Origin of the sequence: Sphingomonas hankyongi, from assembly GCF_023516575.1 — a bacterium.
GTDB lineage: Bacteria > Pseudomonadota > Alphaproteobacteria > Sphingomonadales > Sphingomonadaceae > Sphingomicrobium > Sphingomicrobium hankyongi.
Window position 1 is genome coordinate 49,673 of the sequence record NZ_JAMGBE010000001.1, and the last position, 25,946, is coordinate 75,618.

General features: G+C 63.6%; 28 protein-coding genes. 16 read left to right on the forward strand and 12 right to left on the reverse strand.

Going from position 1 to position 25,946, the window contains the following annotated elements; all coding sequences use genetic code 11:
• Window positions 1-24: 24 nt before the first annotated feature.
• Together LZ538_RS00240 and LZ538_RS00245 are read left to right on the forward strand one after the other, a co-directional pair.
• Window positions 25-2,652, forward strand: coding sequence for a TonB-dependent receptor (locus tag LZ538_RS00240; protein ID WP_249829994.1), 2,628 nt, complete (start codon window positions 25-27; stop codon window positions 2,650-2,652).
• An 86-nt stretch (window positions 2,653-2,738) separates the two neighbouring features.
• Window positions 2,739-3,902 carry an FAD-dependent oxidoreductase gene (locus LZ538_RS00245; RefSeq protein WP_249829995.1) on the forward strand — a complete coding sequence of 388 codons (1,164 nt, stop codon included), beginning with the start codon at window positions 2,739-2,741 and terminating at the stop codon, window positions 3,900-3,902.
• Here LZ538_RS00245 and grpE read toward each other — a convergent pair.
• Window positions 3,899-4,459 (reverse strand): nucleotide exchange factor GrpE, encoded by a 561-nt coding sequence (gene grpE, locus LZ538_RS00250; RefSeq protein ID WP_430741945.1) that lies wholly within the window; start codon window positions 4,457-4,459, stop codon window positions 3,899-3,901. The two genes, LZ538_RS00245 and grpE, sit on opposite strands and share 4 nt — an antisense overlap.
• Window positions 4,459-5,493: a heat-inducible transcriptional repressor HrcA gene (gene hrcA, locus LZ538_RS00255; protein ID WP_249829997.1), complete on the reverse strand. Its 1,035-nt coding sequence runs from the start codon at window positions 5,491-5,493 to the stop codon at window positions 4,459-4,461. Before hrcA ends, grpE begins: the two co-directional genes overlap by 1 nt.
• 75 nt (window positions 5,494-5,568) lie before the next feature.
• Between hrcA and rph the strand changes: the two genes are divergently transcribed.
• Genes rph through hemW form a run of 3 tightly spaced genes read left to right on the forward strand, consistent with a single transcriptional unit; the run spans window position 5,569 to window position 8,113 of the window.
• Window positions 5,569-6,285, forward strand: coding sequence for a ribonuclease PH (rph, locus tag LZ538_RS00260; protein ID WP_249829998.1), 717 nt, complete (start codon window positions 5,569-5,571; stop codon window positions 6,283-6,285).
• Entirely contained in the window at window positions 6,282-6,893 is a 612-nt protein-coding gene (gene rdgB, locus LZ538_RS00265; RefSeq protein ID WP_249829999.1) for an RdgB/HAM1 family non-canonical purine NTP pyrophosphatase, read from the forward strand. Before rph ends, rdgB begins: the two co-directional genes overlap by 4 nt.
• A complete protein-coding gene (gene hemW / locus LZ538_RS00270; RefSeq protein WP_249830000.1) occupies window positions 6,890-8,113 on the forward strand; it encodes a radical SAM family heme chaperone HemW in 1,224 nt (407 codons plus the stop codon). The genes rdgB and hemW overlap by 4 nt, the downstream gene beginning before the upstream one ends.
• On the opposite strand, the gene LZ538_RS00275 is transcribed toward hemW, so the two are convergent.
• Entirely contained in the window at window positions 8,031-8,456 is a 426-nt protein-coding gene (locus tag LZ538_RS00275; protein WP_249830001.1) for a hypothetical protein, read from the reverse strand. The two genes, hemW and LZ538_RS00275, sit on opposite strands and share 83 nt — an antisense overlap.
• Before the next feature lie 38 nt (window positions 8,457-8,494).
• Here LZ538_RS00275 and rsmI point away from each other — a divergent pair, with 38 nt between their 5' ends.
• From rsmI to LZ538_RS00295, 4 genes are read left to right on the forward strand one after another with little or no spacing between them, the layout of a single operon-like run.
• Window positions 8,495-9,334 carry a 16S rRNA (cytidine(1402)-2'-O)-methyltransferase gene (gene rsmI, locus LZ538_RS00280; RefSeq protein ID WP_249830002.1) on the forward strand — a complete coding sequence of 280 codons (840 nt, stop codon included), beginning with the start codon at window positions 8,495-8,497 and terminating at the stop codon, window positions 9,332-9,334.
• Complete coding sequence (locus LZ538_RS00285; RefSeq protein ID WP_249830003.1) at window positions 9,331-9,681, forward strand: YraN family protein; 351 nt, start codon at window positions 9,331-9,333, stop codon at window positions 9,679-9,681. Before rsmI ends, LZ538_RS00285 begins: the two co-directional genes overlap by 4 nt.
• Window positions 9,682-9,714: 33 nt before the next feature.
• Window positions 9,715-10,674, forward strand: a complete 960-nt coding sequence (gshB, locus tag LZ538_RS00290) for a glutathione synthase (protein WP_249830004.1) — start codon at window positions 9,715-9,717, stop codon at window positions 10,672-10,674.
• A 5-nt stretch (window positions 10,675-10,679) separates the two neighbouring features.
• Complete coding sequence (locus LZ538_RS00295; RefSeq protein WP_249830005.1) at window positions 10,680-11,285, forward strand: DedA family protein; 606 nt, start codon at window positions 10,680-10,682, stop codon at window positions 11,283-11,285.
• Between the two features lie 172 nt (window positions 11,286-11,457).
• Here LZ538_RS00295 and LZ538_RS00300 read toward each other — a convergent pair whose 3' ends face one another.
• The 4 genes from LZ538_RS00300 to fsa all read right to left on the reverse strand — a co-directional run bounded on the left by LZ538_RS00300 (window position 11,458) and on the right by fsa (window position 13,997).
• Window positions 11,458-12,387, reverse strand: coding sequence for a tyrosine recombinase XerC (locus LZ538_RS00300; protein ID WP_249830006.1), 930 nt, complete (start codon window positions 12,385-12,387; stop codon window positions 11,458-11,460).
• Entirely contained in the window at window positions 12,363-12,899 is a 537-nt protein-coding gene (locus tag LZ538_RS00305; RefSeq protein WP_249830007.1) for a DUF484 domain-containing protein, read from the reverse strand. Before LZ538_RS00305 ends, LZ538_RS00300 begins: the two co-directional genes overlap by 25 nt.
• Before the next feature lie 150 nt (window positions 12,900-13,049).
• A complete protein-coding gene (locus LZ538_RS00310; protein WP_249830008.1) occupies window positions 13,050-13,208 on the reverse strand; it encodes a Flp family type IVb pilin in 159 nt (52 codons plus the stop codon).
• 135 nt (window positions 13,209-13,343) lie between these two features.
• Window positions 13,344-13,997 carry a fructose-6-phosphate aldolase gene (gene fsa, locus LZ538_RS00315; protein WP_249830009.1) on the reverse strand — a complete coding sequence of 218 codons (654 nt, stop codon included), beginning with the start codon at window positions 13,995-13,997 and terminating at the stop codon, window positions 13,344-13,346.
• Between the two features lie 73 nt (window positions 13,998-14,070).
• Here fsa and LZ538_RS00320 point away from each other — a divergent pair, with 73 nt between their 5' ends.
• Complete coding sequence (locus LZ538_RS00320; RefSeq protein ID WP_249830010.1) at window positions 14,071-14,832, forward strand: enoyl-CoA hydratase; 762 nt, start codon at window positions 14,071-14,073, stop codon at window positions 14,830-14,832.
• On the opposite strand, the gene LZ538_RS00325 is transcribed toward LZ538_RS00320, so the two are convergent.
• The 3 genes from LZ538_RS00325 to LZ538_RS00335 are packed head-to-tail and all read right to left on the reverse strand — an operon-like array spanning window position 14,829 to window position 17,019.
• Window positions 14,829-15,227, reverse strand: a complete 399-nt coding sequence (locus tag LZ538_RS00325) for a TadE/TadG family type IV pilus assembly protein (RefSeq protein WP_249830011.1) — start codon at window positions 15,225-15,227, stop codon at window positions 14,829-14,831. The genes LZ538_RS00320 and LZ538_RS00325 overlap by 4 nt on opposite strands.
• Window positions 15,224-15,706, reverse strand: coding sequence for a TadE/TadG family type IV pilus assembly protein (locus LZ538_RS00330; protein ID WP_249830012.1), 483 nt, complete (start codon window positions 15,704-15,706; stop codon window positions 15,224-15,226). Before LZ538_RS00330 ends, LZ538_RS00325 begins: the two co-directional genes overlap by 4 nt.
• Window positions 15,703-17,019, reverse strand: coding sequence for a pilus assembly protein TadG-related protein (locus tag LZ538_RS00335; RefSeq protein WP_249830013.1), 1,317 nt, complete (start codon window positions 17,017-17,019; stop codon window positions 15,703-15,705). The genes LZ538_RS00330 and LZ538_RS00335 overlap by 4 nt, the downstream gene beginning before the upstream one ends.
• 185 nt (window positions 17,020-17,204) lie before the next feature.
• On the opposite strand from LZ538_RS00335, the gene LZ538_RS00340 reads away from it, so the two are divergent.
• The 6 genes from LZ538_RS00340 to LZ538_RS00365 all read left to right on the forward strand — a co-directional run bounded on the left by LZ538_RS00340 (window position 17,205) and on the right by LZ538_RS00365 (window position 23,158).
• Window positions 17,205-18,425, forward strand: a complete 1,221-nt coding sequence (locus tag LZ538_RS00340) for a toxic anion resistance protein (RefSeq protein ID WP_249830014.1) — start codon at window positions 17,205-17,207, stop codon at window positions 18,423-18,425.
• Window positions 18,422-19,153: a hypothetical protein gene (locus tag LZ538_RS00345; RefSeq protein WP_249830015.1), complete on the forward strand. Its 732-nt coding sequence runs from the start codon at window positions 18,422-18,424 to the stop codon at window positions 19,151-19,153. The genes LZ538_RS00340 and LZ538_RS00345 overlap by 4 nt, the downstream gene beginning before the upstream one ends.
• Window positions 19,154-19,236: 83 nt before the next feature.
• A complete protein-coding gene (locus tag LZ538_RS00350) occupies window positions 19,237-21,156 on the forward strand; it encodes a PDZ domain-containing protein (protein ID WP_249830016.1) in 1,920 nt (639 codons plus the stop codon).
• Window positions 21,157-21,242: 86 nt separating this feature from the next.
• The gene (locus tag LZ538_RS00355) at window positions 21,243-21,761 is read left to right on the forward strand and encodes a hypothetical protein (RefSeq protein WP_249830017.1); all 519 of its coding nucleotides are present in this window, start codon (window positions 21,243-21,245) and stop codon (window positions 21,759-21,761) included.
• A gap of 2 nt (window positions 21,762-21,763) precedes the next feature.
• Window positions 21,764-22,468 (forward strand): COG3904 family protein, encoded by a 705-nt coding sequence (locus LZ538_RS00360; protein WP_249830018.1) that lies wholly within the window; start codon window positions 21,764-21,766, stop codon window positions 22,466-22,468.
• A gap of 9 nt (window positions 22,469-22,477) precedes the next feature.
• Window positions 22,478-23,158, forward strand: coding sequence for a hypothetical protein (locus LZ538_RS00365; protein WP_249830019.1), 681 nt, complete (start codon window positions 22,478-22,480; stop codon window positions 23,156-23,158).
• On the opposite strand, the gene LZ538_RS00370 is transcribed toward LZ538_RS00365, so the two are convergent.
• Window positions 23,159-24,355: a CaiB/BaiF CoA transferase family protein gene (locus tag LZ538_RS00370; protein WP_249830020.1), complete on the reverse strand. Its 1,197-nt coding sequence runs from the start codon at window positions 24,353-24,355 to the stop codon at window positions 23,159-23,161.
• Window positions 24,352-25,935: a phytoene desaturase family protein gene (locus tag LZ538_RS00375; protein WP_249830021.1), complete on the reverse strand. Its 1,584-nt coding sequence runs from the start codon at window positions 25,933-25,935 to the stop codon at window positions 24,352-24,354. Before LZ538_RS00375 ends, LZ538_RS00370 begins: the two co-directional genes overlap by 4 nt.
• Window positions 25,936-25,946 lie beyond the last annotated feature (11 nt).

A 25,946-nucleotide genomic window follows, 5' to 3' on the forward strand; every position in this document is an offset into this window, starting at 1 on the left:
CATCGAAAAATGAGGGGGGCTCAAATGCGTGGCTATACCACTTTGCTGATCGGTACTTCTGTACTCGCGTTCTCCTATCCCGCACTCGCTCAAACCGGGGAGGAGCAACAGGCGCAGACTGCGAATCAGCAGCAGCAGGCCGCGCCCTCCACTACGGAGCAGCCGTCCGCAGCTGACCAGGGTGAAATCATCGTGACGGCGACGAAGCGCGCGAGCCGCGTGCAAGAGGTGCCTTTCTCGATCAACGCGCAGACGCAGCAGGACATTGAGCGCGCCCACGCTCAGACGATCGAGGACATTAGCCGCAACGTCGCCGGGCTTACCGTTCAGAATCTTGGGCCGGGCCAGAGCCAGGTATCCGTGCGCGGCGTCTCCGCCGGCCAGATCGCCCGCGACCAACCGGGCGTGAAGGAACAGGTCGGCATCTATCTCGACGAGTCGATCACTTCGATGTCCCTGTTCACGCCGGATTTCGACCTATTTGATTTGAACCGCGTGGAAACCCTGCGCGGACCGCAGGGAACCCTGTTCGGCGCGGGAAGCGTCGGCGGCACGCTTCGCTACATCACAAACCAGCCCAACGTCGATCGCATCGAGGGTGCGGTCGAGGCCGACGCCAACATTCTCAAGGATGGCGACATGGGCTATTCGCTGAAGGGCGCGGTCAACCTTCCCCTAAGCCAGATCGCAGCGCTCAGGGTCGTCGGCTATGGCACGCACTTCGGTGGGTTCATCGACGCAGTCGGGCCGTACGAGAAGAAGAATGTCAACGACGGCGGCCGTATCGGGACGCGCGTATCGTTGCTGTTCCAGCCGATGCCCGAGCTAAAGATCACCCCGCGCTTCGTTTACCAGAAGGTCGAGGCTGACGGCTTCAACCGCGAAGACCATTACATCATCTTCGACAACCAGTTCACCACCACGGGCGGTGAGCTGATCGGCAAGCGCAAGCAGTATCTGAAGTTCCAGGAGAAATTCAGAGATAAGACCTGGCTCGCCGACCTTGTCGCCAGCTATGACTTCGGTCCTGTGGAACTGACGAGCGTCAGCAGCTACCTGCACCGTGACGTTCTGGTCAGCCGCGATGCCTCGGCGCTGACTGACTCGATTTTTGTTTCGTTCACCGGTCTTGGTGTCGATCCAGCAGCCATCGAGTTGCCGTCGAACCTGCTGGACACGACCACACTCAAGCAGTTCACGCAGGAAGTTCGACTGGCGTCGACCGGCACCGGACCGTTCCAATGGGTGGTCGGCGGGTTCCTGTCGAACATCAAGCGCGAATATACGCAGCGCCTGCCGACACCGGGGGTCGAAGGGCTATTCACGCAGCAGGCCATCGCCGGTCAGTGCATCATCGCCGAAGATCCGACGTTCTGCTCGGCGCCCGGTGTGCCGAAGACCGAAGCGCAAGTCTCGCAGGGGTTCCCCGCGAACTCCCCTTACAACGCGGACTTGCCCTATGACATCAAGCAGCGGGCCGTCTTTGGCGAAGGCAGCTACGACTTCGGTCAATTCAAGATCACTGCGGGCGGCCGCTATTACAACTTCAAGGAGGAACGCGACTTCATCTCGGGCGGCGTGTTCTCAGGCTTGGTGATCAGCCTTGGCGACAAGACTAAATCGGACGGATTCAGCCCGCGGGTGATCGCAACGTGGGAGCCGAACCGCAATCTCAGCGTCAACATTCAGGCCGCAAAGGGCTTCCGGCTCGGGGGAACCAACGACCCCCTCAACGTTCCCTTGTGCACCGATGAGGATCTCGAGATTTTCGGCGGGCAGGGCTCGTATAAGGATGAGACGCTGTGGAACTACGAAGCCGGGGTCAAATATTCGAAACACGGCTTCACTTTCAACTCGGCGATCTTCCACAATGAGATCCGCGATCTCCAGGTGACGCAGACTGCGGGAAGCTGCTCGTCTCGTATCGTGTTCAACGTTCCGAAGGCTCACTCGACCGGTATCGAGGCGGAGTTCGCCGCGCACCCGCTGCCCGGCCTCGAGCTGTCGCTTTCCGGAAACTACCAGAACGCCGAGTTCGACTCGACGGTGCTGACGGGCGCCGGTGACGTGCTGGGCGGCATCGAAAAGGGCAATCGCCTGCCGACCGTGCCGAAGTTCCAGATTGCGGGAAGCGTCACCTACGGCGGACGCCTCAGTTCAGCTTCCGACTGGATGATCAATGCGAACGTCCAGCATATCGGCAGCCGTTTCGGTGAGCCGAACGACCAAACTCCTGGAGCCGGTGATGTCGGGAGCGCGATCTTCTTCGATCCCGTCACCGGCGACTTCGGCTCGGGCGAGAACAATATCGGGTCGCTGAAGCTGCCGTCCTATACTCTGGTCGGCATGTCGGGCGGGGTCCATTGGGATAACGGCCTCGACATCTCGCTCTATGTGAAGAACCTCTTCGATGCGAATCCCAAGCTGTCGATCGACCGTGAACGCGGTCTGCGGGCTCGCTTCGGCTATCTAATCGGGCAGCCGCGCATGATCGGCCTAACGGTGAGGAAGACCTTCGGCAGCGAGAGATACGTACCGCCGCCTCCGGCGCCGCCGCTCCCGCCGCCACCGCCAGTGGTCGAGGAACCGGCTCCGCCTCCGCCGCCTCCTCCACCGCCGCCACCGCCGCCTGCGGCTGGCGAGCGCGGCTGACGCGAAAGCAGCAGTTGAGTATCACGCGCCGCTCGCTCCTTACCGGAGCGGGCGGCGCCGCTCTATTGGCGGCTGGGAGCTCAGGGATGGCACAAGGATCGAGCGGTGAACGCGTCGTGGTCGTCGGTGCCGGCGTCTTCGGCTCCTGGACTGCCCATCATCTCCAGCAAATGGGCCATCGCGTCACGCTCATCGACGCGCACGGCCCGGCGCATTGCCGCGCCTCCTCAGGCGGCGAGTCCAGGCTGACGCGCGCCGGCTACGGCCGTGACGAAATCTACACGCGAACCGCTCGCGACAGCCTTCCACAGTGGAAGGCGCTAAGCGCCGTATCCGGCCTTCCCATCTTCCTGCCGCACGGCGTCCTTTTCTTCTCGCAGCAGTGCGACGATTACATGCAGGGCTCGATCGATGTGCATCAGAAGCTGGGCATGCCGCTGGAAGTCCTTGACCAGGCGCAGCTGCAGCAACGGTTTCCGATGATCGACTTCCACGGCGTTGAGCTGGGGATACTCGAAACGGCCTTTGGCGCGCTGATGGCCCGGAGGGCGGTGCAAACGCTGGTCGACAGGTTCGTCCGCGCCGGCGGCACTTACGTGAAAGGCCTCGTCGAAATTCCAAGGTCGAAGGACGAGCTGGACGAGGTGCGCCTGTCAAACGGTGAGGTCGTTGCAGGCGACCGGTTCGTCGTGGCGGCAGGACCTTGGTTGTCGAAGCTATTTCCCGACGTGGTCGGGAAGCGGATCCGCGCCACACGGCAGGAAGTCTTTTACTTTGCGGCGCCTGCCGGCGACCGGCGCTTCCTCGGCCCGGCGATGCCAGGCTGGGCGGACTTCAACAGCGGCGACATCTTTTATGGCTTCCCGGACCTCGAAGGCCGCGGCGTGAAGTTCGCGCATGACCAGCATGGCGTCGAAGTCGACCCCGACACGCAGAGCCGCCGGCCGACCGATGCCGCGCTCGCGGAAATCGTCGCGTTTCGCGACCGCCGTTTCCCGGCTCTGCGCGATGCCCCCCTCATCGGCGCGGAGGTCTGTCAGTACGAGAATAGCTCGAACGGCGACTTCCTGATCGACTTTCACCCGCAGCTACAAAACCTGCTGATTGTCGGCGGTGGGTCAGGACATGGCTTCAAGCATGGCCCGGAGGTTGGCCGTTACGCCGCCTCACGGTTATTCGGTCTGGTGAATCCGGAGCCGCGATTCAGCCTCGCGTCGAAAAGCCAGGTTCACCACCGCGAGGTGCACTAGTCCGGTTTCTTGGCCACCCCAACCAAAGCGGGCCGAAGCAAGCGGTCCTTCATCATGTAGCCGGCTTGCATTTCGGAAACGATTGTTCCCGGCTCGGCTTCATCCGAGGGGATTTCCATCATTGCCTGGTGACGATGCGGATCCAGCGGCTCGCCGATCGAGGTGATTCGCGTAATGCCTTGCCGATTGAAGGCGGCCTCCAGCTCGCGCGCCGTGGCCTCGATGCCGGTCAGGAACTGGCTCGCGACCTTATCCCCACGCAACTCTTCGGACACCGCCGCCAGGGCACGGTCGACGTGATCCTTGATCGCGAGCATGTCGCGCGCGAATTGCGTGGCGGCATAGGCCGACGCCTGCTGCTTTTCCGCTTCCAGCCGGCGGCGCACGTTCTGCGTCTCGGCCGCGGCGTAAAGCGCCTTCGACTTGGCTTCCTCCAATTGGCTTTCGAGCTCGGCAATGCGGTCGTGCTCGGCAAGCTCGGGCGAACCTTCGGCCGTTTCCTTGCGGATTTCCTCTGCCTCGTCGTGCAGCTGTTCTTCGTCTTTGGTCGCTTCCATCATGCCATCAATCTCGTGAGCGCTTTCGCAGTGAAATCCACCATGGGAACCACGCGAGCATAGTTCAACCGGGTTGGCCCGATGACGCCGACAACGCCGACGACCTCGCCCTGGCTCCCCCGATAGGGTGCGGCAATAACCGACGAGCCCGAAAGAGCGAACATGCGATTCTCCGATCCGATGAAGATCCGGCATCCCGGCGCATCGCGCGCGCTTTCGAGCAATCGCGCGATCTCTTGCCGATCTTCAAGCTCGTCCAGCAGCTTGCGGACGCGCTCGAGGTCCTCGGCGGCGGTTTCGTCGATCAAATTGGCCTGCCCGCGGACGATAAGCACCGGTCGGCGCGCATGGTCCTGGCTCCACGCGGCGAGGCCGGATGCGACCAGCTCTGCCGCGGCGGCGTCGATCGCTTCCTTCCGCTCGCGAATCTCGGCGCGAAGCCGCTCTTCGGCTTCAGCAAGCGTCATTCCCGACAAGCGCGCATTCACGAAATTGCTGATTTCCGCGAGCGCGACGGGCGACGTCCCGCCGTCGAGAGCAATGATACGATTTTCGACACTGCCGTCGGAGCCTACGATCACCGCCAGCGCTCGTGTTTCGCTGAGCGGCACGAACGACAATTGCCGAAGCCTGAGTTCGCGCTTCGGGGCGAGCACCACGCCAGCGGCGTGGGAAAGTCCCGAAAGAGCCGCGGACGCGGCAGCAAGAGCATCTTCGATCGGCTGGTCACGGACGATCCTGCGCTCGATCTCGCGCCGCTCATGTGGGTCGGGGCTCGACGCCTGCATGATGCCGTCGACGAACAGGCGCAGCCCTGTCTCCGTGGGCACGCGACCGGCGGACGTATGCGGATGCGTGAGAAGGCCGCGCTCCTCCAGTTCCTGCATGACGCCGCGGATTGACGCTGGCGACAAGCTCACGCTTCCGGCGAGCACCTTGGATCCGACGGGCAGGCCTCGGTCCAGATAGGCCTCAACTACGAGACCGAATATCTCTCGCATCCGATCGGAAAGCTCGCCAATGGCCTGCGTCATGCGGCTCCATCTAGGATTGCTGTTGCACCCGGTCTAGGGAGCGCCGGCACCAGTATCAGGAACAAAGGAGTCTCCATGCGCCCTTCCGGACGCGCCCCCGACCAGATGCGCGAGCTCAAGTTCGAGCCCGGCTTCACCCGCCACGCGGAAGGCGCCTGTTTGGTCAGCTTCGGCGAAACGCGGGTGCTCTGCACCGCGTCGGTTGAGGACAAGGTACCTCCGTTCCTGCGCGGCAAGGGACAAGGCTGGGTTACCGCCGAATACGGAATGCTCCCGCGCGCAACGCACACCCGGGGAAGCCGCGAAGCGGCGAAGGGCAAGCAATCCGGGCGGACCCAGGAGATCCAGCGCCTCATCGGCCGATCGCTACGCGCCGTTGTGGACTTGCCGAAGCTCGGCGAGCGCCAGATTATCGTCGATTGCGACGTCATACAGGCGGACGGCGGAACGCGAACCGCGTCGATCTCGGGAGGCTGGGTCGCGCTCCGGATCGCCCTCGACAAGTTGCTCGCCAGCAAGGCGCTGGCTGCCGATCCAATCCGCACGCAGGTCGCGGCCGTCAGCTGCGGAATCCATCAGGGCACTGCGGTGCTCGACCTCGACTACGACGAAGACAGCCAGGCGGGCTGCGACGGCAATTTCGTGCTGACGGCGGACGGCTCCATCGTGGAGGCGCAGGTGACCGCCGAGGGCGAATGCTATGACGAGGAGGGCCTGCTGCGACTGCTTCGACTGGCGCGGATCGGCTGCTCCGACATCTTCCAGGCCCAGTTGAAGGCCTCCGGTCGATGAGGCCGATCGGCGACAAGCTCGTGATAGCGACCCACAATCCGGGCAAATTGCGCGAGATTGCGGCTTTGATCGAGCCGCTCGGGATCTCCGTCGTAGGCGCGGCGGAGCTGGACCTCCCCGAACCCGAGGAAATCGGCAACAGCTTTGCTGATAATGCGGACCTCAAAGCGAGAGAGGCCGCGGACCTGAGCGGCTTGCCCGCCCTTGCGGACGACAGCGGGCTTTGCGTCGACGCGCTGCATGGGCGGCCCGGGATCTTTTCCGCGCGCTGGGCGGAGGACGAAGAAGGCAATCGCGACTGGATGCGCGCCATGGAGAAAGTCTGGCGCGAGGCGGAAGCCACGGACCCGGACGCGCCCCCGGCGGCTCATTTCGCCTGCGCCTTGGCAATCGCCTGGCCGAATGACGGGCAGACCGAGACCTTCGAAGGGCGGGTCGACGGGACTTTGGCCTGGCCTCCCCGCGGGGAAAAGGGATTCGGTTACGACCCGATGTTCATCCCTGTAGGTTACGAGCAGACCTTTGGTGAGCTCGAGCCGGAACTGAAGCATTCGATCAGCCACCGCGCAGACGCATTCCGCAAATTGTTGGCGGCACTCGACGAATGACCGGTGAGCCGCTGGCGCTCTATGTCCACTGGCCATTCTGCGTCAGCAAGTGCCCTTATTGCGATTTCAACAGCCACGTGCGCGCAAGCATCGATAATGATGCATGGCGCGAGGCCTTGCTCGCCGACTTGGCCCATGAAGCAGCGCTTCTGCCGGGACGCACCCTGACTTCGATATTCTTCGGAGGCGGGACACCATCGCTGATGGAACCGTCGACCGTCGCCGCGATCATAGAAGCCGCCGCGTCTCACTGGACCGCTGCTGACCGCATCGAGATCACGCTCGAGGCCAATCCCAACTCGGTCGAAACCGGGCGCTTCGCCGATCTGGCGGTCGCCGGCGTGAACCGCCTTTCGCTTGGGCTTCAGAGCTTCGATGATAAAGCCCTGGCGTTCCTCGGCCGCGCGCATTCTGCAAAGGAAGGCTGGAGGGCGCTCGAAACGGCGCAAGAGAACTTCCGCCGAGTGAGCTTTGACCTCATCTACGCGCTGCCGGAAGAGACGGAGGACTGCTGGGCAGCAACGCTCGCCCAAGCGCTCTCGCTCGGCACTACGCATTTGTCGCTGTACCAGCTGACGATCGAGCCCGGCACGCGTTTCGCGTCGATGGTGGCGAAGCGCGCCTTTAAACCCCTGGATCCCGATTTGGCCGCTGGCTTGTACGAATTGACCGGCGCCATGACGTCTGCGGCCGGGCTTCCCGCCTACGAGATCAGCAATCATTCGCGGCCCGGCCACGAGAGCCGCCACAACCTCTCCTACTGGCGCTACAACGATTATGCCGGCGTCGGCCCGGGCGCGCACGGTCGCCGGCTCGGCATGCGCACGACGCGCCACCGCAAGCCCGAAAACTTCCTCTCGGCCGTCCGCCGCAACGGCAACGGCATTGTCGAAGAGGCACGCCTCACGCCTACTGAGGCCGCCGATGAAGCGCTGGTCATGGGATTGCGCCTGTCTGAAGGGATCGACCTCGACAAGATTGCCCAACGCTTTGAATTAAGATCGATCGTGGACTGGCGTCGCGTCGACCGGCTCGTCGCTTCAGGTCACCTGTCGCGCGATGGTGGACGCGTCGCGGTGACCGCGGCGGGCCGCCTTTTACTCGACACTATTTTGGCCGAAATCGCCGACCCCGAGCCTATTGCTTTGGCGGCTGAGGCGCCGATGCCTGCGTCGCGGGCGGAGGCGGTATCGCTGCTGACTTCGGCGTATTCATGCTAGCCATGAATTGATACTTGTCCACGGACGTCGCGACATAATCGTCCACGGTCATTTCCGCGTCGTCGCCGGCAGCCTTGCGTGCCATTCCATTCTTCATGCGAAACGCGACGACGGCGGTCTTGAGCGAGCTCATCTGCGCGCTGCAGGCATTGCGCGCATAGGCTTCATAAGCGTCGCCGGCGACTTTCTCGGTGTTCGCCTTGGTGGCAGCTTCCCTAAGGCACGAACGAAACGCGTCCGTGGGCGCATTGATCGACGCCTGAAGCCCGGCCAAGATAATCGCCGAGGCACTTAACAATGCAATCATCGCACCTCTCCCCAGGCACACGATGAACATCGACACGATGACTCTTTTTCGATTGGATTGGAAGCGTTTAATCCATGGCTGACGAGGGAAGGCTTGACCCCGGACTCTATATCGTCGCGACCCCGATCGGGAATCTCGGCGACCTCAGCCATCGCGCGGTGGAGACTTTGAAATGCGCGGATCATGTCCTCGCCGAGGATACGCGCGTCACAGGCAAGCTCCTCAAGCACATCGGCGCGAGGACGCCGATGCTCCGCTACGACGATCATTCCAGCGAGGCGGAGCGGGATCGCATCGTCGACCGGCTCGCTACAAGCGCCGTCGCGCTGGTCAGCGATGCGGGCACGCCGCTCATCTCGGATCCCGGCTACAAGCTCGTGCGGGCGGCTCGCGCCGCCGGTCACCAGGTGACGACTATCCCCGGGCCGAGCGCGGCCATCGCCGCGCTGACACTCGCCGGACTGCCGACAGACCGCTTCCTTTTCGCCGGATTCCTCCCGGCAAAGGCCAAGGCGCGGAAGGACTCAATCGCGGAACTGGCGGCCGTTCGCGCAACCTTGGTCTTCTACGAAAGCGGCCCCCGCCTCGACGATACTCTGAGCGCCCTCGCCGAAGGACTCGGCTCTCGCGACGCGGCGGTCGCTCGTGAAATCACCAAGCTGCACGAGGAATGCGTAACCGGCACGTTGAATCAGCTGGCGGATCGCTATGCGTCAGCAACCCCGAAAGGTGAGATCGTGATCGTCGTCGGTCCGGGCGAAGAGGCGCAGGACGCAAGCGACGAGGACGTGGACAGGGCGATCGACGAGGCTTTGACTCGCCTGTCCGCCTCCCGAGCGGCCGCGGAGGTTGCCGAACGGCTCGGCATCCCGCGCAAGCGCGCCTACGCCCGTGCACTCGAACGGTCGAAATGAACCGAGAAGCTGCCGAGCGGCGCGGGCGAGGAGCCGAAACGCTCGCCTGCTGGTATTTGCGACTAAAGGGCTGGCGAATCCTTGCGCGTCGCGCTCGCGTGGCCGGCGGCGAAGTGGACATCGTTGCTCGGCGGGGGCGCACCTTGGCTTTCGTCGAAGTCAAGGCGAGAGCGACCGAAGATGCTGCCGCCTTTGCGCTCGACGAATGGCGGTTGCGGCGGGTTGCCGTCGCCGCAGAGCGGCTCGCGCCCCGTTATCTGCGTGCCGGGGACGATCTTAGGATCGATGCTCTCTTTGTTGTCCCCAAGCGCTGGCCCAGGCATCTTCCGAACGTCTGGCAAGGGTGACAAAGCCAGGCTGACCTCTTACCCGCTGGCGCCATGTCGCTTCGCGTTGCAGTGCAGATGGACCCGCTGGAGAATATCAACATCTCCGGCGATTCCACTTTTGCCATCATGCTCGGTGCGCAAGCGCGTGGACATAAGCTCTACCATTATCTCGCCGAGGACCTGACCTATCAGGAGGGTCGGCTTTATGCCGGCGCCCACGAAGTCACCGTTCAGCCCGTGGCGGGCGATCACTTCCGGCTCGCCGATTTCGCGATCCTCGATCTCGGCAAGGACGTGGACGTGGTGCTGATGCGGCAGGACCCGCCTTTCGACCTCGGCTACATCACCGCGACCCACCTGCTCGAGCGCATCCAACGGGAGACCTTGGTCGTCAACGATCCTGCCGGGGTCCGCGATGCTCCTGAGAAAGTCTGGGTCCTCGATTTCGCCAAATTCATGCCGCCCACAATGGTGACGCGCTCGCTCGGCGCGGCACGGCATTTCCTGGCCGAACAAGGCGAGATCGTCGTGAAGCCACTTCACGGCAACGCGGGCAAGGCAGTCTTCAAGGTCGGTCGTGACGGCACCAACCTCTCGGCGCTCATGGAGCTGTTCAACGCCAGTTACCGTGAGCCCCATGTGCTGCAGACTTTTCTTCCCGAGGTCACGGAAGGGGACAAAAGGATCGTCCTTGTCGACGGCGAGTTCACCGGAGCAATCAACCGCCGCCCGGCTGCTGGCGACATACGGTCCAACCTTGCCGCCGGCGGAACCGCCGAAGCGAGCGACCTGACGGACAGAGAGCGCGAGATTTGCGCCGAGCTCGGCCCCGAGTTGAAACGCCGAGGCCTGCTGTTCGTCGGTATCGATGTGATCGGCGGCCGCTGGCTCACTGAGATCAACGTCACGTCGCCCACCGGCATCGTCGCCATCGACAAGTTCAATGGGACGGACACTCCGGGCCTGATCTGGGATGCCATCGATCGGAAGCTGGCCGAGCGAAAGAGCTGAGCGCGATGGGAGACTGGATCATTCGCCTGATCGACCAATCGGGCTACCTCGGGGTTGGCTTCCTGATGTTCCTGGAAACGGTGTTTCCGCCAATTCCCTCGGAGCTGATCATGCCGCTCGGAGGCGTCGCGGCCGCACAAGGCCGTATGAGCCTGACGCTGGCGATCGCGGCCGGAACAGCCGGGGCGATGCTCGGCAATATCGTCTGGTATCTGGCTGCCCGTGCGCTGGGGCACGATCGCCTGCGGCCGATCATTCGCCGTTACGGCAAATGGCTGACGCTCAACTGGAAAGAGGTCGAAAGGGCCCACGACTGGTTCGAACGACACGGCATCGCGTTCGTGCTCCTTGGGCGCCTTATTCCGACTGTTCGATCCCTCGTATCGATCCCCGCCGGCCTGCTCGACATGCGCTTCCGTAATTTCGTGATCGCTTCGACGATCGGCACCGGTCTGTGGACCACCTTCCTTGCGGTGGCTGGCTACAAGCTCCGCGAGAATTTCGCCGACATCGACCAGGTGCTTTCGCCGATCTCGAACGGAGTCATCGTCGTGTTGGTCGTTGCTTATGGGTGGCGCCTGCTAACGCACAAGGTCGAGCCCGACGCTTGAAACGATCCGTAGCGGATCGAACTTCGCTGGTTTTCTGCGCAAGTATTTCATCCGAAATGGCTTTTTAGGAACCCGTTTACGCCTGCCCACGCAATCCGAGTGTGCCGCGGCTCGTTGTTTACCCCACTATCGGCGCGCCGCGGCGAACATCCTCAAGGCAAGCGCCCCTTGCTCAAGCGCGGGGATGGGCGTGGCGATAGACGTCGAGGAGGCGCGCCGCGTCCACCGCCGTATAGATTTGCGTGGAGGACAAGCTGGCGTGACCCAGCAGCTCCTGCAGCGCCCGTAAGTCGGCGCCCCTCGCAAGCAGGTGGGTCGCAAAGCTGTGGCGAAGCGCATGGGGGGTGAGGCTGTCAGGCAGGCCGAGCCGTTTCCGCGCAGCGGCGACCGCGCGCCGCACCAGGTCCGGGTTCAGCGGCCCTCCGCGCGCACCGACGAAGAGCGGATGGTCACCGCTCAGGGGATATGGGCATTGCCGGACATAGACGTCGATCGCCTCGCGGATCGCTGGAATGACCGGAACGACGCGGGTCTTCGATCTCTTTCCTGTGACTCGCAGCGTCGAGCCGATCGGCAAAATGCGCGCCGTCAGCGACAGCGCTTCCGCCACGCGAAGGCCGGCGCCGTAGAGCAGCAGCAGGATCGCAAGGTCGCGCGCGCCAATCCAGGGAGCGCTCGCGGCCTGGGCAGCATCCTCGGCCAGGCCCATCGCATCGTCGGGCGATGCCGGCCTCGGCAGCGTGCGCGGACGCTTGGGCGATCGCATGCGAGGCACCTGCGCCACGCGTCCGTGTTGCTCTGCCGCGTATCGCAGGAAGGCGCGCACGGCTGAAAGCTCGCGAGCGGCCGACGACGGACCGAGGCCTTCCCCGCGACGCTGAGCGAGATAGGCTCTGAGATCTGCGGAGCTCACCGATCCGAAAGCGGGCGCGTCGATCATCTCGCCGCGATACGCTCCCAGGAAAGCGATGAGCCGATGGGCCGTGGCGACATAAGCGCGCACCGTATGCGGAGAGCGGCGACGGTCGTGACGAAGGTGGCTATCCCAGCGGGCCGCGAGCTCGCTGGCGGGATGGGCTAGTTCGCGGGCTCGATCAGACACCGGCGGATCATAGCCGCAAGGCTGCGTCCGAGGAACATCAGCAATTCCGAGCCATGCCGCGCGTCGAGCTGCAGCTCTGCGCGCTGCCCCAACACCAGCAGCCCGCATGGCAAAGGGGGTTCGCATTCGATTCGGATCAATGCCTCGGCGCGAATCAATTCGCGGGCCGGTCCGAAGAGAGGATGGCCGTTCTCGACGCTCCGCATCTCGACTGCGCTGACATTCTCGCTCAGTCGACGGAGGATGATGGGATCGACCATCTGAACTCCGGACCCATCGGCCCTGAAGCCCTTCCCTCCGACGATCAGCGACAGCGCGACTGCGTCGATGCCGAGGATCAGCGGCCATTCCTGCGTGACGACATGGAACAGGCGCTCGATGCCCTCGGCATCCATCGCTGCCAGCGCGGCTTCATGGATTGATGCGACTGCGCCCGAATGTCCGCGCGCGAAAGCGATCAAATCCTGGTTCGCTTCCTCCGCCGCGCCAAGACGCGCACGAAGGCTCGCCACCGCACGTTCCTCGAAGGGGATCACCTGCGCCATCGCCTGAAGGATACGCCGAGACCGGTTAATTTCCTATCCAACGCTCGGCGTGCGCCCAAAACGAAAGCGGCGGCGCCTTTCGACACCGCCGCCCGTGAAGCTTTAAGCTTAGAAAGCTTAGAGCTTGTTCGACACGTTGTTGAAGGTCGTGCCCAGCTTCGTGCCGATGTTCTGCATGGCAGCGATAGCGGCAACGGCGATCAGGGCGGCAATCAGGCCGTACTCGATCGCGGTGGCACCCTTCGAATTTTTAATCAGCTTGATGAACTTGCTCATGGTCTTGCTCCTCGGTTCCACTCGGGGCCGAAGCCCCTACCTGCGTCCACTCGTGCAGGTCGGAGCCACCCTACGGGGCAAGCCGTTAGGAAAACGTTACGCCGGAGCGTTACCCAAAGGTTAAGCGCTTTTTTCTTAAAGGATTTTCTGGCCGGTTGCTTCCCAGTCCTTGAGGAAGCTCGCGATCCCGGCATCGGTCAGCGGATGCTTGAACAATTGGTGGATGATCTTGGGCGGCGCCGTCATCACGTCCGCGCCGATCTTTGCAGCTTCCACCACATGCATCGGGTGCCGCACGCTCGCGACCAGGATCTGCGTCGGGAAGTCGTAATTGTCGTAAATGAGGCGGATATCGGCGATCAGCGCCATGCCGTCGAAGCCGACATCGTCATGGCGGCCTACGAACGGCGAGATGAAGGTCGCTCCGGCCTTCGCGGCGAGCAGCGCCTGCGCGGCCGAGAAGCACAAAGTCACATTGACCATCGTCCCGTCGCCCGTCAGCGCCTTGCAGGCCTTGAGCCCGGCAGGCGTCAGTGGGACCTTGATGGCGATGTTGCCGGCGATCTTCCGAAGCACCTCGGCTTCGCGCATCATCCCGTCATAGTCGAGCGCGACGACCTCGGCGGACACCGGCCCGCTTACGACCCCGGCTATCTCCTTCACAACTTCCAGGAAGTTGCGTCCCGATTTGTGGACCAGCGAGGGGTTGGTGGTCACCCCGTCGAGCAGCCCTTCGGCGGCAAGCTCCCTGATCTCGCTAATCTCGGCGGTGTCGGCAAAGAACTTCATGGGCGACCTTTGGCAGTGGCGTTACCGCTGGCATAGCGGGGCGTGCGCAAGCCGTCACTCGATTCGGGAGGGCATGATGGACGAACATGTGCGGGTCGAACGCAGCGAAGGCGTCCTGGCGATCACGCTCAATCGTCCCGACCGGCGCAATGCCATTACCATCGCGATGTATGCGGCGCTCGCCGATGCGATCGAGAGCGCCGCGGATGCGGCGGACGTTCGGCTGATCACGATCCGCGGCGAGGGCCAGGACTTTGCCGCCGGGAACGATCTCGCCGATTTCCTCCAGGCAGCGCCGCGCCTCGACGAGGAAATCCCCGTGTGGCGCTTCCTTCGCGCGCTAGCGAGTTGCAAGGTCCCGATCGTGGCCGCGGTTCACGGCAATTGCGTCGGGATCGGCACGACCATGCTCCTTCACTGCGATCTCGTGATCGCGGAGGACAATGCGCGCTTCTCGCTGCCGTTCGTCGACCTCGGTTTGGTGCCGGAAGCGGCCAGCTCACTCCTGCTGCCGCGGCTCGCGGGCCATCGCCAGGCCAGCCGCTTGCTCCTGCTATGCGAACCCTTTGGTGCCGAAGAGGCTCTGCAGCTCGGTGTCGTCAGTCACGTTGTCGACGCGGGCGCGGGCCAGGGCGCCCTCGCCAGGATCGTGAGCATATTGCTCGCCAAGCCGGTCGAAGCGCTGCGGATCACGCGGCGCCTGCTTCGTCAGGGAACCGGCGATGAAATTCTCGAGAGAATGAAGCTTGAAAGCAGCCTGTTCGCCGAGCGCCTCGGTTCGGACGAAGTGAAGCAGGCGATCAGCGCCTTCTTCGCGGCTCGCGCGAAAGCCTAGGTGTTCTGGTAGATGTAGACGCGCTTCGAACGCGTCAGGTTCACCGTCGGACCGTTGAAGAACAGGAAGTTCATCGGCATCGAGAAGGTCACGCTCATGTCCTTGTACGTGCCGTCGGCGGCATCGGTAACCGTTGGCGCGCTGAATGTGCCCACGCCGACGCCGAACTTCTTGTCGTTGATCCGCGTCTTGATCTGGTCGTTGGTCGGCGCCGGGAAGATCGTCGCGTAGCGCGCGCCTTCACCCAAAGCATGCTGCATGCCGGCGCTTGCCTGGAACGCGATGCCGATCTGGAAGATGCCCCACAGGAACAGCGCGAGGATCGGCACTGCGATCGCCATTTCGATGGCGGCGGCGCCGCGCTCATCGTGGCGGATATTGAAGAGCCGCGTCATTGCACCCGGATCCCTGCCTTGCCGACGAGATCGAAGGTTCCGTCCGATTTGGAACCGAGAAACTTCGTCTTGAACATCGGAGCGTAATTCTTGGTGATCGAGACGTCGACGTAGCGAGAATATTGCTGGCCCGACGGACAGACCTTCTCGAAGTCCGTCGTCATGTTCGCCTGGGTCGTGTACTGGGACACGCCATTGCACTCGAGCCAATATTTGACCGTTACCGCGCTTGTCGCGACCCCCGCCGCCGTCGCCGCCTCGGTCTGAAGCGTCTGGTATAGGTCGACTTCCTTTTTGCCCTGCATCGCCTTCTCGATCGAGCGCTGAGCGGCCTGCTCCAGCTGGAGCTTGGCGGAATATCCGCGGCTGATGTCGACCATGCCTACGACCAGGGTCGCGAGGAACGGCGCGACGAGCGCCATCTCGATCACGGATGCGCCACGCTCGTCGCGGCGAAGCTGGGCGAGCCGCAGCATCATGCCACCAGCCTCACGTGACGGCCGAGGATGGTCTTGTCGCCATAGCCGCCCGAGCAGCTGTTATTGACGCTGCCGTTGCCCGAGAAGGTCACGTTGCGGGCGACGAACTGCGCGCACTGGAAATTCAGGCCAGCGGTGCCGTTGATCTCCATCTGGCGCGTCGGGAAGTAGAAGGCGCCGGTCATCAGGGAGTCGGAATTGCCGTTGATCTTGTTGACCGCGCTCGAGCTCGAGGATGCGCGACGGTCCTGGTAGAACAGGATACGGTCGAAGTCGCCCGAGTTGGACGCGCTCATGTCCATCTCCGCGCCGCCGTTGATCGTCACGTTCCCGATCGTCACCGGCGTTCCGGCGGTGCTGTTGGTCAGGACGATCGTGCAGTGATTGCATGTGATGTGCGACTGCGCGCCTGCTGAGAAATCGCCGCCATCGATGATGTAGATGGAGTTGGACCCCAAGGTAACATTGCCGTTGAGGTTCATGTCGCTGAAGCAAACGGTCTTGTTGGAGTCGAGAGCGCTGCGGTCGAGCGAGGCGTTCGCGTTCACCGAGAGCTTGTTGCTGTTCCCCTGACAGGCCGTGAAAGGCGGGACATTCACGTTCTTGAACGGGTCTTCTTCCTTCACAGTGAAGGGAAGCAGCTCCGCGCCGTTCCAGTTGTCGCTTTCCTTGATGTCGCCGACCGCAGCAATCGGGGTCGCGTCAACGTCTGACGAACCCGTCGCGATCGCCGCCGTGAGCGAGACTGAGTTGGTGATCATGCCGCAGCCGAGATTGATGTCGCCGTTACCCGTCGCGGTGATCCCGGTGGCGGCGGTGTCCTCAAGGCTGACGACGCAATAGACTCCGGTCGGGATCGTCGCGGCAGTCGCCGTCGCGGTGATGACCGGCGCAGTGGCCAGGAATACCGACGAGAAGCCCAAGGTCTTCTGGATCTTCAGCGTCACCTTGACGGCGCCGCTATAAGCCGACGTGTTCGCCGGATATTCGATCTGCGGATAACCGGTCAGCAGGTTGATCCCGACATGGTTGTTCTTGCCGAGATCCGTGTTGACCGCGGTGGAGATGTTGCCCGTGTCACCGTTATTGTAGATGCGGTCGTAGACGCCGGCGAGCGCAGCGGAGTCCGCACCGCGCTGCAGCTGGCGCTTCCAGAGGGTCCATTGGATGGTGTCGCTCGCAAGTCCCGCCGATCCGATGACCAGCGGGAGGGCCGCACCGGCGATGACCAGCGCGTTTCCGCGCTTGTCCCGCATGAGCTTCCTGAAGAAGGAGATCATCTCGCCCCCGTGAAAATACGCATCGGGCAGCATCTAACCGGATCAGGGTGAGCGAAGCGTTCAGACATGTGGTAAACGCTTGTTCACCACGATTTGCACTCGGCCTTGAACGATAGTGTATTGTTCTTATAATACAGCGTGAAGCCTCTTGCACGGCGTGGTTTGGCCGTTCACCGTCAACCCGAGCCGCCCTAGTGCAGGCGATGAAAGGAATGACGATGGCCACCGAACCGGCTGCAGGGACCGAAACGAAGACTGCCACGAAGCTCAACCTGGACCCGCCCGAAGCGTTGCAGGCGGTCGCTCCCACCGAAGCCGCCGGCCTCGTGCCGCTCAAGACCGACGAGACCTCGGAGCTCGATCGCCGCGTCTCCCAATTCGTCGACGAGCTCGCCGCGCTGGACTCCAACAGCCCGGAGTTCGGCAAGAAGGTCGATCAGCTGACCGCGATGGGGCGCAAGGAGATCGCTGAGGCTGCCGGCGCTTCGAACCGCTTCCTCGACCGCCCGGTCAAGGCCATCGACAGCGACACCGGGATCGGCGCCGACCTCACCGAGCTGCGCCGGACGGTCGAAGACCTCGACCCTAAGGAGAACAGCAAGTCGTTCAGCGGCCGCAAGCTGCTGGGGATCATCCCCTTCGGCCGCTCCATCAACAACTACTTCGACAAATATCGCAGCGCGCAGACGCACATCTCCGCGATCCTCGCCCGCCTCGGCAACGGCAAGGACGAGCTGCTGATGGACAATGCCGCCATCGACACCGAGCGCGCGGGTCTCTGGAAGACGATGCACAAGCTCGAGCAGATGATCCACATCTCGCGTACGCTCGATCAGCAGCTCGAGGACAAGGCGAACGAGCTAGACGCGACCGAGCCCGCCAAGGCCAAGGCGATCCGCGAGACGGCGCTTTTCTACACGCGCCAGCGGACTACGGACCTGCTGACCCAGATGGCGGTCACCGTGCAGGGCTATCTCGCGCTCGACCTCGTCAAGAAGAACAATGTCGAGCTGGTGAAGGGCGTCGATCGCGCGTCAACGACAACGGTTTCGGCACTACGCACCGCGGTCACCGTCGCGCAGGCAATGACCAACCAGAAATTGGTTCTGGAGCAGATCGGGGCGCTCAACACGACGACTGCGAACATGATCGACACGACCGGTGAGATGCTGCGCACGCAGACCGGCGCGATCCATGAGCAGGCTGCTTCGTCGACCATTCCCGTCGAGACGCTTCAGCGCGCGTTCCAGAACATCTACGACACCATGGATCAGATCGATAAGTTCAAGCTTACGGCGCTCGAGAACATGAAGCAGACCGTCACGACGCTGAGCTCGGAGGTCGAGAAGTCGAAGGGCTATATCGCGCGCGCCGAGGGCGTGAACCAGGCCAGGCTTGAAGGGGCGGCGTCGCCGCTGACGCCGATCGACGCGAAATGACGGAGATGACCGAGAAGGTCGAGCGGGCGGTGGCCCGCTTCGATCGGATCACACGGCAGATCGACGAGCGCGAAGGCCCCGCGCGAGACGCCGCGCGCCGCGAAAGACAGCGGCTGAACGCCGATCTCGTCACGCGCGTGAAGCGCGTAGGCGTCGCTGTCGTCGTGGTGAGCATCGCCACCATCCTGTTCGGGCTCATCATGCCGATCGGCATGTTCGGCTTCCTCGCCGCCGTTTGCCTTGCGATCGGGATTGCCTCGGTGCTGGCGGTAACCCCGGCCAGACCGGTGAGTGCCGCACCGCCTGCGGCGGACCTGCCGAACGGAGCCATGGTCCAGCGCTTCGATTCCTATCTCTACAAGAGCCGTCGGGCCCTTCCCGCCCCCGCCCAGGCAGAGATCGACGCTATCAGCAGCGGTCTTGCCTCGCTTCAGCAGACGCTGGAACGCGTGCCCACGCTCGATCCGCAGGCGCAGGACGCGCGACGGCTGATGTCCAACCATCTGCCGGACCTCATCGACCGCTACATGCGCGTTCCGCCCGCGTTCCGGACCGAAGAGGACGGTGAAGGCAAGACCGTGGACGAGCGGCTGGTCGAAGGGCTGTCAGCCGGGCGGAAAGCGCTCAACGACATCTCGCAGAATCTCGCGCGCGCGGACGTGGCGGCCCTGGAAACGCAAGGCCGTTTCATCCAGTCGCGCTACAACGACCAGACGATCGACGGCTGAATCGGCCCGTCGAGATCGTCCATTGCGCCGTGCGCCGCTCGGCATCATGATGGCGACAGGGGCAAAAGCCGGAGCGGATTGCGATGCAGCTTGCCATCGCCAGTGATGAGCGAGAGCCGAAACGTCGGCTTCGGCTGCCGCCGGCCATCCCGCCGTTCAACACGCCTGCTTATCGCGTCTTCTCAGCGGTTTGGCTGCTCGTCTTTCTGCTCGCGCTGATCGGACCGGCCGTCGGGCTCTACTTCCGCTACACCACTCCGGAGAATAATTCGCAGCTGCTCCTGGGCAGCCGCGCGGGCTTTGCCGTTTCGCCGAGCGATGCCAGTCGGGTCCGGTTCACCGTCGGTCCAGTTGCTCGACAGGCGGGCGTGCAGGCTGGCGACCAGATCGTCGCTGTCTACGGCCTGCCCCTCCCGAAGCAGATGCCGGTGACCGAGCAGGCGCTCACGGAGCATGCCGAGGATCCCGCCTACATCGCCATGGGCAATGTGCTGTTCGGGACCGACAGCTCCGACGTCCCACTCACGGTGCGCGACCGCGACGGCAAGGTCAGGGACATCACTGTGACGACCGGGGAGCAGCATATCGATGCTGCGTCGCAGTCGCTCGGAGTAAGCCCGAAGCTGCTCAAGTTCATCGACCTCCTGCACGTGGTCTTCTACCCGTTCCTGCTCTGGGCAGCCTGGATGCTGCACCGGCGCAACTCCCGCGATGCGGTCAGCTCGATCCTTTCTCTTGCGGTTCTGCTCACCATCGCCGCGGAGCAGCCTTCGTCGACGTTCCTCGCCAGCATGGGCGTCCCGCGAGCGCTGAACGTGGCCTTGTTCGATCTCGGCAACATCTGCCTTCTGGCCGGCATTCTGCTTTTCCCGCACGGGCGGCTCTCAGACCGGCGACTTCTACTGCTCGGCGCGCTGCCGGTGCTGATGTTCCTGAAGGGCCAGCTCTACCAGTCCGTGTTCATCGGCTTCATGATCGTCGCGGTCCTGCTCCTGCTCCGAACGATGCGACAGACGGCCTCGAGCGAGTTGAGGCAACAGATACGCTGGGCGCTGTTCGGCTTCACGGGCTATGCCATCCTGCGCGGCATCTCGATCCTGGCCGACTTGCTGAAGTGGTCCACCGAGAGCTTCGGCACGCAGTTCCTTGTCGAGATTGTCGCCGCCTTGTCGTTCGCGGCGGGCGTGCTCATTCTTCAGCTGGGCCTGCTCATCGCCTTGCTGCGTTACCGGCTCTACGACGCCGAAGTCGTCATCAGTCGTTCGGCGAACTTCGCGCTGATCACTTTCCTCATCGGCGGCATCTTCGCCGGCGCCAACGAAGCCGTGAAGGTTTTCGTCCAGGGCCTTTACGGAAACACGGCGAGCCAGACGCCCGGAATTTTCGCGGCCGCGGTGGCGACAGTCGCGGTCACGCCGCTCTACGAGAAGATCCAGGCGTGGTCTGAGAAGAAGTTCCAGCGCAATCTCTACCTGCTGCGCGACGACCTGCCGGAATGCGTGCGCGATCTGCGCGAAACCGCAACGACGTCGGAGCTCATCGAGGAGGTGCTCTCCAGGATCGAGCGCGGCGTTCGCGCCGTTCGATCGGCGGCGATCGTGAACGGCAACCTCATGAATACCCGCGGAGCGACCGCGGACGAGGTCGATCACTGGCGATCGCGGCTCGAAGGCTCCTCCTCCGCCGAGGATATCTGCGACGCCTCCGACAAGATGTTTCCGGTGCGCCTTCCCCTTGTCCCCAGTTCCGACAATGAAGCGCCCATCGGGCATATCCTGGTCGGGCCCCGGCCCGACGGCACCATCCCCAGCAAGGACGAGCAGAAGGCACTTGCGTCCGTCTCGGAATCGATCGCGCGCGCGATCCGCAACGTGATGAAACGCGAGACCCGCGAGCGCGAGATAACCGACATGATCTCGGACAACGCGCGGCGGATCAATGCGCTTGAGGCGCTGCTTCAGGGCCGCTCCAGCGAACCGAAGCGAGGGCCGCGCACCGCCTGAAATCATTCGGCGATTAGTCGCACGTTCATTGACCCCATTCTAATCGAAGCATAATTTGTCGCTCAAACCGACAGGGGGTCAGAATCATGTTGCGTGCCTTGGTCATTGCCGGGCTGCTGGCGGTCGCGCCCGTAGCTATCCTCAACGCGGGCTATGCCCACGCCCAGGGACCGCAGCCGCAGAAATGCGAAGACAATGCCCAGAAGAAGGCCAAGCGCTCGATGTTCGGGAGCATTCTCGGCAGCGTCGGCGGCAGCGTATTGGGCTCGATGGGCGGAAATGTCGGCACCGTGGCCTCATTGGCGATGCCCGCTGCGTCCTATTTGGGCGACGAGCTCCTGAAGATGCTCGACTGCAAGGAGCAGCAGCAGGCGGCAAAGGCTACCGACGACGCGATCCGCGGCGGCGTTGGAACTGAGGTCAGCTGGAAGAGCGAAACGCGCGCGAACGTCTCGGGTAAGTCGAAGGTCACGGGTCAGGAGCAGCTTGCCGACGGCGGAAGCTGCGTGACGGTCACCGACGTCGTGATCGTCGACGGTGAGGAAACGACAGTGCCCAAGAAGATGTGCCGCGCACGCGGCGCGAGCGGCTACGCCAAGGTCTGAGCATGCGCCGTCGCCAGCTTGGCCTTACGCTTGCAGCCTGCCTCGTCGTGTCGACCGCGGCCACTGCGGCGGACATGGACCCGATCAATCCGTCCTGTCCCAAGCAGCTCAACTGGTCGACCTATCCGCGCATGAAGTTCACGCTGGACGCCTCAAGCGGACAGCGCATCCTGAAGGCCGAAGGTGCAATCGACGAAGACATGCCGCTGCGCCTCGACGAGGCGCTGAAGACCAACCAGCCCGTGGACGAGATTTGGCTCCGCTCGCCAGGAGGCGACGCGCGGGCCGGCAATGCCGCAGGCAAGCTGATCCGCACCGCCGGGATTCCCACACGCATCCCGGGCGGATGGGCGTGCTTTTCGGCCTGCAACTTCATCTTCATGGGCGGCCCCGTCCGGTTCGTCGACCCGACAGGATTGTTCGTGGTCCACATGTTCACCCATCTCGGCGACAAGGAAGCCGTGCGGTCGGAGCTCGACAAGGGGCACGACAATGCGATCGGCCTGATCGGGGATGTGGAACAGGACTCGGCTTTGCTCGCCAGTGAGGATAATGACTTCCTCATTCGGATGGGCGTGTCCCGCAAGCTGCTGACCGAGGTGATGTATCAGCAGAAGGCTGTCGCCGAGGGCGGCGAGGACAAGTCCACGAGGCGCTGCCTGACGGCGGCCGAGACGGTGAAATACAATGTCGCGAATGCACAGTAAGGAGTATCAATGATGCGCGCGAAGCTATTGCTGTGGGGCGTAGCAACGGCTGTAGCCCTGAGTTCGACTGCCGCTTTGGCCAGCGTCGTGGTCGTCCGTTCACTTGGTCCGTCGGCGAAGGCCTATCCGCCAGGCAAGACTCTTCCAGAAAGTGCCAGCATTTCCCTCAAGGGTGGCGACGTCGTCACCTTGCTCGGGCCGAGCAGCGCCCAGACGCTCCGCGGACCCGGCAATTTTGAGGCGAAGCAGGTTGCCCTCGCATCCGCCGCCGGCAAGCGGGGCCGTTTCGGCGCGCTGCGCACTGCGGAAGTCGCGCATAATCCCAGCATCTGGGATCTCGACGTGACTCAAAGCGGAAAGATGTGCGTCAACAAGGCCGGCAAGCTTACTCTTTGGCGTCCGGATGCCGAGACTGCGGCGACGGTGAAGATCCGTTCTTCCGATGGGAAGACGCAGGATCTCGCATGGGCGGCGGGCAAGGCATCGGCGGTTTGGCCGGCGTCGCTGCCTCTGGCGAATTCGGCGGAGTATCAGATCGAGTGGCCCTCGACCGGCGAGAAGAGCAGCGTCACCTTCGTGACGGTTGCTTCGGCTCCGAGCGACCTGGTCGGCGCGGCGCAAGTGCTGATCGAGAATGGCTGCCAGAACCAGCTCGACCTGCTCGTCGAAAGCGCGAGCAAGAGCCAGTAATCAGCCGATTATCGCCAACGACTTGAGCCGTTCGCGTTCGGACGGCTCCAGTCCCAGCCGGGCAATTATCTCGTCAGTATGCTCGCCCAGGCCGGGCGGCGGCAGCTCCGAATCCGCTCGCGCGCCATCCAGCCTAACCGGCGATCCTACCAACGGCACTCCGGCAATCGTCCGCACCATGGCGCGATGCTGCGCCTGCACGTCCGTCAGTGCCTGGCTGATGCGATTGATGGGGCCGGCCGGGATTCCTGCTGCTTCCAACTGCTCGAGCCATTGCGCGGCGGGCCTGGTCCGGATGACCTCGGCGACCATGCCGACGATCTCTTCGCGATTGGCGACGCGGGCGGCATTCGATGCGAAGCGCCCATCGCTGACCCATTCGGAATGTCCGCAGATTTCGGCGAGCCGGGCGAACTGGCGGTCGTTGCCTACCGCGATGATGATCGGCTGATCGGCGGCCTCGAACGGCTGGTAAGGCACGATGTTTGGGTGGCTATTCCCCTGGCGCGGTGGGTCACTTCCGGAGACCAGGGCATTGGACGCCTGGTTCGCGAGCATTGCGAGCTGGGTGTCGAACAGGGCCATGTCGATATGGGCCCCTTTGCCGGTCTTCTCGCGCTGGAGGAGTGCGGCGAGAACCGCAACGCAGGTATAGAGGCCGGTGAACAGGTCCACCACGGCGACGCCCACCCGCATCGGCGCTCCTCCCGGCTCGCCATCCGGCAGGCCGGTGATGCTCATGAGGCCGCCCATGCCCTGGATGATATAATCGTACCCGGCTCGCGCGGCGTAAGGCCCGTCCTGCCCGAAGCCGGTAATCGACGCATAGACGAGGCGCGGATTTGCGTTCCGAAGCGTCTCGGCGTCGAGCCCGAACTTCTTCAAGCCGCCGACCCGGAAATTCTCGACCACCACATCGGCGCCAGCAGCGAGCTTCCGAACCAAACCCGCGCCTTCTTCCTGGCCAAAGTCGATCGCGGCGGACTTCTTGCCCCGGTTCGCGCTCAGGAAATAAGCCGCGACGCGCTCGTCGCCCTCACCGTGCCACGGCGGCCCCCAGCGGCGCGTGTCGTCGCCCGCGCCGGGCCGCTCGACCTTGATGACTTCAGCGCCGAGATCGGCGAGCAACTGCGTGCACCATGGCCCCGCAAGGACCCGGCTGAGGTCCAGGACTTTTATGCCGTCGAGCGGCTTCAATGGCGCCGCTTCCAGAACCGCCGGTCCTGCAGCACGGCGCGCGCCGCATTATGGCCTGGCGCGCCGGTTACGCCACCGCCGGGGTGCGCACCGGACCCGCATAGATAGAGGCCCTTCAGCGGCATCCGGTAGTCCGCGGCGCCGACCATCGGGCGGCCGCTGAACAGCTGGTCGAGGCTCATCTTCCCATGGAAAATATCGCCGCCGATCAGTCCGAAGCGCCGCTCGAGGTCCAGCGGCGAGTGGATTTGCCGTCCGATCACCGACTTCGCGAAGCCCGGCGCGTGGCTGTCCACGGTCGCGACGATCGCGTCGGCCGCTTTTTCACGTTCGTCGTCCCAACTGCGGCCCGGTCCGAGGTCGTAGCGGAAGTGTTGGCAGAATAGCGACGCGACATGCTTGCCCTTCGGGGCGAGCGTCGGGTCCATCGTCGAGGAGATGACCATCTCGACCACCGGCTGCTTGGACCAGCCGCCGGTCAGAGCATCCACATAGGCGGCGTGCATGTATTCCATGCTGGGAGCCATGATCACGCCGGCGGTGAGGTGGTTGCCTTTCTTCGGAAGGACCTTGAACTTCGGCGTCTCGCTCAGCGCCACATTCATCCGGAATGTAGCGCTTTCGCATTTCCAGCCGTGCATGCGCGCGGCGACATCCGGCTCGACCGATCCGGCAGGCACGAGGCGGTCGAACAGCAGCTTCGGGTTCACGCCAGCAACGACGCTCTTCGCGCGCCAGGCCTTGCCGCCCGCGACCACGCCGCTCGCACGGCCGTCGCTCACGATGATTTCTTCGACCGGACTGCTGAGCAGGATGTCGACCCCCGCTTCTCTGCACGCCCGAGCCATCGCCTGGGTGATCGACCCCATTCCGCCGATCGCATGGCCCCATGCACCGGGAACGCCGGCGGCCTCGCCGAACAGGTGGTGGAGCAGGACGTAAGCGGTGCCCGCGCTGTGCGGCGATGCGAAATTGCCGACGATGCCGTCGAAGGCGAACAGCGCCTTCACGATGTCGGTCTCGAAATATCGGTCGAGCACCTCCGACGCGCTGCGAAGGGCGAAGTCATGGACGATCCGCGTTTCGCCCAGGGACAGGCCCGCCATGTCGCGGCCCAGCGTCACGATCTTGGGAAGCGCGCTGACTTTCGCTCCCGCATTGGGTGGGGCGCGCAGCAGCCATTTCTTGAGGAGGCGCACGACCGCATCGAGATCGCTGAGGTAGCGGTCATATCCCTCGGCATCGCGCTTCGAATGACGCGCGATCTCCTTGCGCGTGAGCCCGCCGCGGCCGGCAAGCAGGTAATCGCCGTCGTCCGGAAGGAAATTGTCGGTCTTGCGCAGCACGACCTTCAGCCCGTGCCGCTCCAGCTGCATGTCGCGGATCACCTTCGGGTTGAGAAGGCTCACCGTGTAGCTCGCCGCCGAATTGCGGAAGCCCGGAAGGAACTCGTCCGTCACCGCCGCACCGCCCACGACGTCCGCCGCCTCAAGGACGGCGACCTTCAGGCCCTTCCGGGCGAGATAATAAGCGCAAGTGAGGCCGTTGTGGCCGGCCCCGATTATGATCGCGTCGTGCAAAAATCCCCCAA

Excerpts from the sequence above, each read along its gene's own strand:
- LZ538_RS00320 (WP_249830010.1), top strand. The coding sequence starts at position 14,071 with ATGATGGACGAACATGTGCGGGTCGAACGCAGCGAAGGCGTCCTGGCG.
- fsa (WP_249830009.1), bottom strand. The coding sequence starts at position 13,997 with ATGAAGTTCTTTGCCGACACCGCCGAGATTAGCGAGATCAGGGAGCTT.
- LZ538_RS00345 (WP_249830015.1), top strand. The coding sequence starts at position 18,422 with ATGACGGAGATGACCGAGAAGGTCGAGCGGGCGGTGGCCCGCTTCGAT.
- LZ538_RS00325 (WP_249830011.1), bottom strand. The coding sequence starts at position 15,227 with ATGACGCGGCTCTTCAATATCCGCCACGATGAGCGCGGCGCCGCCGCC.
- rsmI (WP_249830002.1), top strand. The coding sequence starts at position 8,495 with ATGGCTGACGAGGGAAGGCTTGACCCCGGACTCTATATCGTCGCGACC.
- rph (WP_249829998.1), top strand. The coding sequence starts at position 5,569 with ATGCGCCCTTCCGGACGCGCCCCCGACCAGATGCGCGAGCTCAAGTTC.
- LZ538_RS00310 (WP_249830008.1), bottom strand. The coding sequence starts at position 13,208 with ATGAGCAAGTTCATCAAGCTGATTAAAAATTCGAAGGGTGCCACCGCG.
- hemW (WP_249830000.1), top strand. The coding sequence starts at position 6,890 with ATGACCGGTGAGCCGCTGGCGCTCTATGTCCACTGGCCATTCTGCGTC.
- LZ538_RS00365 (WP_249830019.1), top strand. The coding sequence starts at position 22,478 with ATGATGCGCGCGAAGCTATTGCTGTGGGGCGTAGCAACGGCTGTAGCC.
- LZ538_RS00350 (WP_249830016.1), top strand. The coding sequence starts at position 19,237 with ATGCAGCTTGCCATCGCCAGTGATGAGCGAGAGCCGAAACGTCGGCTT.
- LZ538_RS00355 (WP_249830017.1), top strand. The coding sequence starts at position 21,243 with ATGTTGCGTGCCTTGGTCATTGCCGGGCTGCTGGCGGTCGCGCCCGTA.
- gshB (WP_249830004.1), top strand. The coding sequence starts at position 9,715 with ATGTCGCTTCGCGTTGCAGTGCAGATGGACCCGCTGGAGAATATCAAC.
- LZ538_RS00285 (WP_249830003.1), top strand. The coding sequence starts at position 9,331 with ATGAACCGAGAAGCTGCCGAGCGGCGCGGGCGAGGAGCCGAAACGCTC.
- LZ538_RS00295 (WP_249830005.1), top strand. The coding sequence starts at position 10,680 with ATGGGAGACTGGATCATTCGCCTGATCGACCAATCGGGCTACCTCGGG.
- LZ538_RS00245 (WP_249829995.1), top strand. The coding sequence starts at position 2,739 with ATGGCACAAGGATCGAGCGGTGAACGCGTCGTGGTCGTCGGTGCCGGC.
- grpE (WP_430741945.1), bottom strand. The coding sequence starts at position 4,459 with ATGGAAGCGACCAAAGACGAAGAACAGCTGCACGACGAGGCAGAGGAA.
- hrcA (WP_249829997.1), bottom strand. The coding sequence starts at position 5,493 with ATGACGCAGGCCATTGGCGAGCTTTCCGATCGGATGCGAGAGATATTC.
- LZ538_RS00340 (WP_249830014.1), top strand. The coding sequence starts at position 17,205 with ATGGCCACCGAACCGGCTGCAGGGACCGAAACGAAGACTGCCACGAAG.
- LZ538_RS00335 (WP_249830013.1), bottom strand. The coding sequence starts at position 17,019 with ATGCTGCCCGATGCGTATTTTCACGGGGGCGAGATGATCTCCTTCTTC.
- rdgB (WP_249829999.1), top strand. The coding sequence starts at position 6,282 with ATGAGGCCGATCGGCGACAAGCTCGTGATAGCGACCCACAATCCGGGC.
- LZ538_RS00360 (WP_249830018.1), top strand. The coding sequence starts at position 21,764 with ATGCGCCGTCGCCAGCTTGGCCTTACGCTTGCAGCCTGCCTCGTCGTG.
- LZ538_RS00240 (WP_249829994.1), top strand. The coding sequence starts at position 25 with ATGCGTGGCTATACCACTTTGCTGATCGGTACTTCTGTACTCGCGTTC.
- LZ538_RS00330 (WP_249830012.1), bottom strand. The coding sequence starts at position 15,706 with ATGATGCTGCGGCTCGCCCAGCTTCGCCGCGACGAGCGTGGCGCATCC.